Source organism: Bacillus sp. Bwzl_19 (assembly GCF_054900515.1).
In genome coordinates, this window is the sequence record NZ_CM142729.1 from 873,047 (window position 1) to 880,000 (window position 6,954).

5 protein-coding genes and 2 rRNA genes (1 of these 7 running past the window's edge) are annotated in these 6,954 nt (G+C 47.6%); 5 read left to right on the forward strand and 2 right to left on the reverse strand.

Going from position 1 to position 6,954, the window contains the following annotated elements; translation table 11 throughout:
* Positions 1 to 176: 176 nt before the first annotated feature.
* Entirely contained in the window at positions 177 to 1,466 is a 1,290-nt protein-coding gene (locus ACW5MY_RS04545) for a glutamate-1-semialdehyde 2,1-aminomutase (protein WP_013351500.1), read from the reverse strand.
* A 156-nt stretch (positions 1,467 to 1,622) separates the two neighbouring features.
* On the opposite strand from ACW5MY_RS04545, the gene bcp reads away from it, so the two are divergent.
* Both bcp and perR read left to right on the forward strand, forming a co-directional pair.
* Entirely contained in the window at positions 1,623 to 2,096 is a 474-nt protein-coding gene (gene bcp / locus ACW5MY_RS04550) for a thioredoxin-dependent thiol peroxidase (RefSeq protein WP_013351501.1), read from the forward strand.
* A 124-nt stretch (positions 2,097 to 2,220) separates the two neighbouring features.
* A complete protein-coding gene (gene perR / locus ACW5MY_RS04555) occupies positions 2,221 to 2,658 on the forward strand; it encodes a peroxide-responsive transcriptional repressor PerR (RefSeq protein ID WP_013351502.1) in 438 nt (145 codons plus the stop codon).
* A gap of 34 nt (positions 2,659 to 2,692) precedes the next feature.
* Here perR and ACW5MY_RS04560 read toward each other — a convergent pair whose 3' ends face one another.
* Positions 2,693 to 3,046, reverse strand: a complete 354-nt coding sequence (locus tag ACW5MY_RS04560) for a YgzB family protein (protein ID WP_013351503.1) — start codon at positions 3,044 to 3,046, stop codon at positions 2,693 to 2,695.
* A 202-nt stretch (positions 3,047 to 3,248) separates the two neighbouring features.
* On the opposite strand from ACW5MY_RS04560, the gene ACW5MY_RS04565 reads away from it, so the two are divergent.
* The 3 genes from ACW5MY_RS04565 to ACW5MY_RS04575 all read left to right on the forward strand — a co-directional run.
* The gene (locus ACW5MY_RS04565) at positions 3,249 to 4,133 is read left to right on the forward strand and encodes a nucleotidyltransferase-like protein (protein ID WP_013351504.1); all 885 of its coding nucleotides are present in this window, start codon (positions 3,249 to 3,251) and stop codon (positions 4,131 to 4,133) included.
* Positions 4,134 to 4,425: 292 nt separating this feature from the next.
* Positions 4,426 to 5,975: ribosomal RNA gene (locus tag ACW5MY_RS04570) — 16S ribosomal RNA — on the forward strand.
* A gap of 232 nt (positions 5,976 to 6,207) precedes the next feature.
* Positions 6,208 to 6,954: ribosomal RNA gene (locus tag ACW5MY_RS04575) — 23S ribosomal RNA — on the forward strand; it runs 2,183 nt beyond the window's last position.
* Together the 16S and 23S rRNA genes form the textbook arrangement of a ribosomal RNA operon.

A 6,954-nucleotide genomic window follows, 5' to 3' on the forward strand; every position in this document is an offset into this window, starting at 1 on the left:
TATGTGCCGAACGAACGGCTGACACTTACATTTCCCTGTCGGTTGATTTGCTAAACAATAAAGTAATATACAGGGATCGTGCTAATTATTCAAGGTCTTTTTTTGAAAAAACCATTATCTCACAAATCGGACAAAAAGAAAAAGCGGAAGCCCCGGGCTCCCGCTTGTTTCGGCAGTTAATTTTTCATATGTCTGAACGCATCTTCAACCGCTTTTAAAGTGGCGTCGATATCCTCTTCAGTATGTGCGGTTGTTATAAACCAAGCTTCATACTTCGACGGGGCGAGATTGATGCCGCGCTCAAGCATCAGCTTAAAGAACTTGGCAAATGCTTCTCCGTCCGTATTTTCCGCCTGCTCATAATTGACGATCTTTTCATCAGTGAAATAAACCGTAAGCGCGCCTTTTAATCGATTGACGGTGATGGTAATGCCATGTGTCTCCGCATGGGTGAGAATGCCTTGCTCAAGTCTGGCGCCGAGCTGATCAAGCCGCTCATAAACGCCTTCTTCCTTCAGCACTTCCAAACAGGCGATGCCTGATAAGATGGATGCCGGGTTTCCGGCCATCGTGCCGGCTTGATATGCCGGGCCGAGCGGAGCAACCTGCTCCATGATTTCTTTTTTGCCTCCGTAAGCGCCGATCGGCAAGCCGCCTCCGATAATTTTTCCGAGCGCCGTTAAATCAGGCTTCACTTGGAGAAGATCCTGCGCGCCTCCGTACATAAAACGAAACGCCGTGATCACTTCATCATAAATGACGAGCGCGCCCGCTTTATGGGTCAATTCGTTGACCTGTTCTAAAAAGCCTTCTTCAGGTTCAACGATGCCGAAATTGCCGACAATCGGCTCGACGAGGACCGCTGCAATTTCCGAACCCCATTTGTCCAATGCGGCTTTGTAGCTTTCAATGTCATTGAAAGGAACGGTGATTACCTCATTGGCGATGCTTTTCGGCACACCTGCGGAATCGGGGGTGCCGAGTGTGGACGGTCCTGAACCCGCAGCGACGAGCACGAGATCAGAATGGCCGTGATAGCAGCCGGCGAATTTAATGATTTTTGTCCGGCCTGTATAAGCGCGTGCAACCCGGATCGTTGTCATCACGGCTTCCGTGCCCGAGTTCACAAACCGAACTTTATCAAGTGACGGGATGGCCTCCTTCAGCATTTTGGCGAAAGTGACCTCATGTTTGGTCGGAGTCCCGTACAGTACGCCGTTTTCAGCTGCTTTTGTAATCGCTTCTGTAATATGCGGGTGGGCATGTCCGGTAATAATCGGGCCGTAAGCCGCTAAATAATCAATATACTGATTCCCGTCTACATCCCAGAAATAAGCGCCGTTCGCTTTTTCCATCGCAACTGGTGAACCGCCGCCTACCGCTTTGTAGGATCTGGACGGACTGTTCACGCCTCCGACGATATGTTCTAACGCTTCCTTATGAAGTTCAACTGATTTTGTATACAAAAAATGACCCTCCTAATATCTCCTTACATCATGTTCTATTGTAGCATGCTTCATTGCGAGCACAACGGTTCTTGCTTCCAGAAAAGAGCGGGGGATAACGGTTGTAATCTTAACGTGAATTGGATACGCTTAATAAAAAACCCGGAGGTATAAGAAATGACGATTGAAATCGGACAAGCGGCACCGGATATGGAATTATTGAACGACAGCGGAGAAGAAGTATCATTAACGGATTTTAAAGGGAAGTACGTCGTGCTCTATTTTTATCCGAAAGACATGACACCCGGATGCACGACGGAAGCATGCGATTTCCGTGATCAGCACGAAAGTTTTGCGGGACTTGATGCGGTCATTATCGGAGTAAGCCCTGACAGCCGTGACAAACATGAAAAATTTAAACAGAAACACGATCTTCCTTTCCAGCTCCTCGTCGATGACGAGCATAAACTGGCGGAAGCTTTTGACGTGTGGAAGCTGAAGAAGAATTTTGGGAAAGAATATATGGGAATCGAGCGATCCACCTTTCTGTTAGACAAAGAAGGCCGTCTTGTGAAGGAGTGGAGAAAAGTAAAAGTGAAAGATCATGTTGCGGAGGCTCTTCGCGAATTGGAACAAATTGCGGCAAATTAATGGACAAATGCTGAAATCACGGGGTTTTCTTCAGATTACATTTGACAGGAGACCGGAAAAAGATGTACACTAATTATAAACATTATAAAGTAAGAATCTTTTTTAGAAGAGAGGTGCATGACGGATGGCTGCACATGAATTAAAAGAAGCCTTAGACACGTTGAAGGATACGGGAGTCCGGATTACTCCTCAACGTCATGCCATTCTGGAATATCTCGTGGACTCTATGGCTCATCCGACAGCGGACGATATATATAAAGCCTTGGAAGGGAAATTCCCTAATATGAGTGTCGCAACAGTATATAACAATTTGCGTGTATTCCGGGAAGCTGGGCTTGTAAAGGAACTGACGTACGGAGATGCGTCCAGCAGGTTTGACTTTGTCACCTCTGACCATTATCACGCCATTTGTGAAAACTGCGGAAAAATCGTGGACTTTCATTATCCCGGGCTTGACGAAGTTGAACAGCTTGCGGCTCACGTAACGGGGTTTAAGGTAAGCCACCATCGTTTGGAGATTTACGGTGTCTGCCAAGAATGCTCCAAAAAAGAAAACCATTAAACGAAGCTGACCGCTTTGATACGGTCAGCTTTGTTTATTTCACACTGTTTTTTTTGTTATAAGACTCATCAAACGCTTTGCCTTCCAACCCTTTATCCAATGTAAGCGGCTCTCTGCAATGCATGCACATATCCACTCTGCCCAGAATTTTCGTTTCTTTCTCACAGGCGGGGCACGTCACCCGGACCGCTTTTGTGGACAGCATGCCGATCCAAAAATAAACGGCGGTGCTCAGCCCGATCGACAGCAGGCCGAGAATCATAAACAAGCTGGCAAGCAAAACAGACTGCTTAAAGAACAGCCCGATGTACATAATGATAAACCCAACGAAAACCAAACTTAACGCAAACGTTCTGATCTTATTAATTTTGCTTGAGTATTTCGCCATGTCCATCCCCCTCTGGTTTAACTATAGCACAAAACAGATGGTATATTCTTCATGTTCTCGTAAGAAAAGGGAAGAATAAATATGGCAGCCGAAAGGAAATTTGTTATAATAGTGCAATGTGTTTAGAAAAAAGGACTTTCATGTTTTATCATAGAAATGTAGAAACAATAGCTAGTGAAACAATCGCATTGGAGGAATCGTAATGGACAATCTTCTCCGTCCAATTTACCAAGAAAGAGCAAGTCATCCCGATACGCTGGCCGTCCTTATGATTGAGAGAAGGAGCAAAGCATCATCCATCACAGATAACTTTGATGCGGTCATGCTTGTCATTGTCAAACAGGCTGAAGAGCCTCTTTTTATAAAGCATTATGAATTCGAACACAAAACCGCTTCCTTACATATTGTAACGGATGCTCTGCTTCAGGAATGGATTTTGCTGGGGACAAACAGAAGAGTTATAGATTGGATCATCAACGGCAAGGTGCTGTTTGACCGCAATGAATATATAGCTGAGCTTGCTGACCGGCTCAGCACATTCCCGTTCGCCGAGCGCAAATTAAAAATCGGAATGGAGTACGGCAAGCTGATCAGAAGGTTTGTAGAAGGAAAAGCGTTTTTTGAAGCTGATCATTTTCTGGACGCATATTATGCGGTAGTGCATGCTCTTCACCACTTGGCCCGCATAGAAGTGATTGACCGGGGGTTTTATCCGGAAACGACAGTCTGGAATCAGGTCCGTCATATTGAGCCGCAGGTGTATAAGTTATATTCCGAACTTGTCGAGAGTCACGAAAGCCTGGAGAAAAGACTCGAATTATTATTCTTAGCAAATGATTTTCTCATTCATTCAAAAGCTGAAATCGGTTCTGCCCATCTTTTTCAAGTGATGAAAGAAAAAGAAATGTGGCAGTTTGGAGAATTGCTTCAGCATCCTGAACTGGCGCACTTCACTCAAGATCTCGGTGTCATGCTTGATTACCTGACGGAAAAAGGCTTTATTGAAGTATCCCAAATAGAAACCAAAGGACAAGAAGTATATCATCGAGGATATTCTTTTAAAAAAAGTGTTGACGCTGATTTATAAGCGTGTTATATTATTAAACGTCGCTGATGCGCTTCAACAAAAAGCTCACAGCGGCGGAGAAATAAAAACAAAAAAACATTTGACAGCAACTTGCTGAAATGTTATACTAAAAAAGTCGCTTCGAGATGAGGTTGAGATGATCTTTGAAAACTAAACAAGACAAAACGTACCTGTTAATTCAAAGTTTTAAATAAATCGCACAGCAATGTGCGTAGTCAGTCAAACTAAGGTCTGCACGACGCAGATCACACAGACGTTACTGCAGGATGCAGTGAACTTAGTCTGTGATCCATTATCGGAGAGTTTGATCCTGGCTCAGGACGAACGCTGGCGGCGTGCCTAATACATGCAAGTCGAGCGGACAGATGGGAGCTTGCTCCCTGATGTTAGCGGCGGACGGGTGAGTAACACGTGGGTAACCTGCCTGTAAGACTGGGATAACTCCGGGAAACCGGGGCTAATACCGGATGCTTGTTTGAATCGCATGGTTCAGACATAAAAGGTGGCTTCGGCTACCACTTACAGATGGACCCGCGGCGCATTAGCTAGTTGGTGAGGTAACGGCTCACCAAGGCGACGATGCGTAGCCGACCTGAGAGGGTGATCGGCCACACTGGGACTGAGACACGGCCCAGACTCCTACGGGAGGCAGCAGTAGGGAATCTTCCGCAATGGACGAAAGTCTGACGGAGCAACGCCGCGTGAGTGATGAAGGTTTTCGGATCGTAAAGCTCTGTTGTTAGGGAAGAACAAGTGCCGTTCAAATAGGGCGGCACCTTGACGGTACCTAACCAGAAAGCCACGGCTAACTACGTGCCAGCAGCCGCGGTAATACGTAGGTGGCAAGCGTTGTCCGGAATTATTGGGCGTAAAGGGCTCGCAGGCGGTTTCTTAAGTCTGATGTGAAAGCCCCCGGCTCAACCGGGGAGGGTCATTGGAAACTGGGGAACTTGAGTGCAGAAGAGGAGAGTGGAATTCCACGTGTAGCGGTGAAATGCGTAGAGATGTGGAGGAACACCAGTGGCGAAGGCGACTCTCTGGTCTGTAACTGACGCTGAGGAGCGAAAGCGTGGGGAGCGAACAGGATTAGATACCCTGGTAGTCCACGCCGTAAACGATGAGTGCTAAGTGTTAGGGGGTTTCCGCCCCTTAGTGCTGCAGCTAACGCATTAAGCACTCCGCCTGGGGAGTACGGTCGCAAGACTGAAACTCAAAGGAATTGACGGGGGCCCGCACAAGCGGTGGAGCATGTGGTTTAATTCGAAGCAACGCGAAGAACCTTACCAGGTCTTGACATCCTCTGACAATCCTAGAGATAGGACGTCCCCTTCGGGGGCAGAGTGACAGGTGGTGCATGGTTGTCGTCAGCTCGTGTCGTGAGATGTTGGGTTAAGTCCCGCAACGAGCGCAACCCTTGATCTTAGTTGCCAGCATTTAGTTGGGCACTCTAAGGTGACTGCCGGTGACAAACCGGAGGAAGGTGGGGATGACGTCAAATCATCATGCCCCTTATGACCTGGGCTACACACGTGCTACAATGGGCAGAACAAAGGGCAGCGAAACCGCGAGGTTAAGCCAATCCCACAAATCTGTTCTCAGTTCGGATCGCAGTCTGCAACTCGACTGCGTGAAGCTGGAATCGCTAGTAATCGCGGATCAGCATGCCGCGGTGAATACGTTCCCGGGCCTTGTACACACCGCCCGTCACACCACGAGAGTTTGTAACACCCGAAGTCGGTGAGGTAACCTTTTTGGAGCCAGCCGCCGAAGGTGGGACAGATGATTGGGGTGAAGTCGTAACAAGGTAGCCGTATCGGAAGGTGCGGCTGGATCACCTCCTTTCTAAGGATTTTAACGGAATATAAGACCTTGGGTCTTATAAACAGAACGTTCCCTGTCTTGTTTAGTTTTGAAGGATCATTCCTTCAAAACATAGGAACACCTGCTAAATGCGCCACTTCCTGTGGCAACGCATGTGTTAGCATGTCCTATGCGTTGTTCTTTGAAAACTAGATAACAGAAGTAATTCACATTCAATTGTAATGCAAGATATCACGTAGTGATTCTTTTTAACGGTTAAGTTAGAAAGGGCGCACGGTGGATGCCTTGGCACTAGGAGCCGATGAAGGACGGGACGAACACCGATATGCTTCGGGGAGCTGTAAGCAAGCTTTGATCCGGAGATTTCCGAATGGGGAAACCCACCACTCGTAATGGAGTGGTATCCATATCTGAATACATAGGATATGAGAAGGCAGACCCGGAGAACTGAAACATCTAAGTACCCGGAGGAAGAGAAAGCAAATGCGATTCCCTGAGTAGCGGCGAGCGAAACGGGACCAGCCCAAACCAAGAGGCTTGCCTCTTGGGGTTGTAGGACACTCTGTACGGAGTTACAAAGGAACGAGGTAGATGAAGAGGTCTGGAAAGGCCCGCCATAGGAGGTAACAGCCCTGTAGTCAAAACTTCGTTCTCTCCTGAGTGGATCCTGAGTACGGCGGAACACGTGAAATTCCGTCGGAATCCGGGAGGACCATCTCCCAAGGCTAAATACTCCCTAGTGACCGATAGTGAACCAGTACCGTGAGGGAAAGGTGAAAAGCACCCCGGAAGGGGAGTGAAAGAGATCCTGAAACCGTGTGCCTACAAGTAGTCAGAGCCCGTTAACGGGTGATGGCGTGCCTTTTGTAGAATGAACCGGCGAGTTACGATCCCGTGCAAGGTTAAGCAGAAGATGCGGAGCCGCAGCGAAAGCGAGTCTGAATAGGGCGAATTGAGTACGTGGTCGTAGACCCGAAACCAGGTGATCTACCCATGTCCA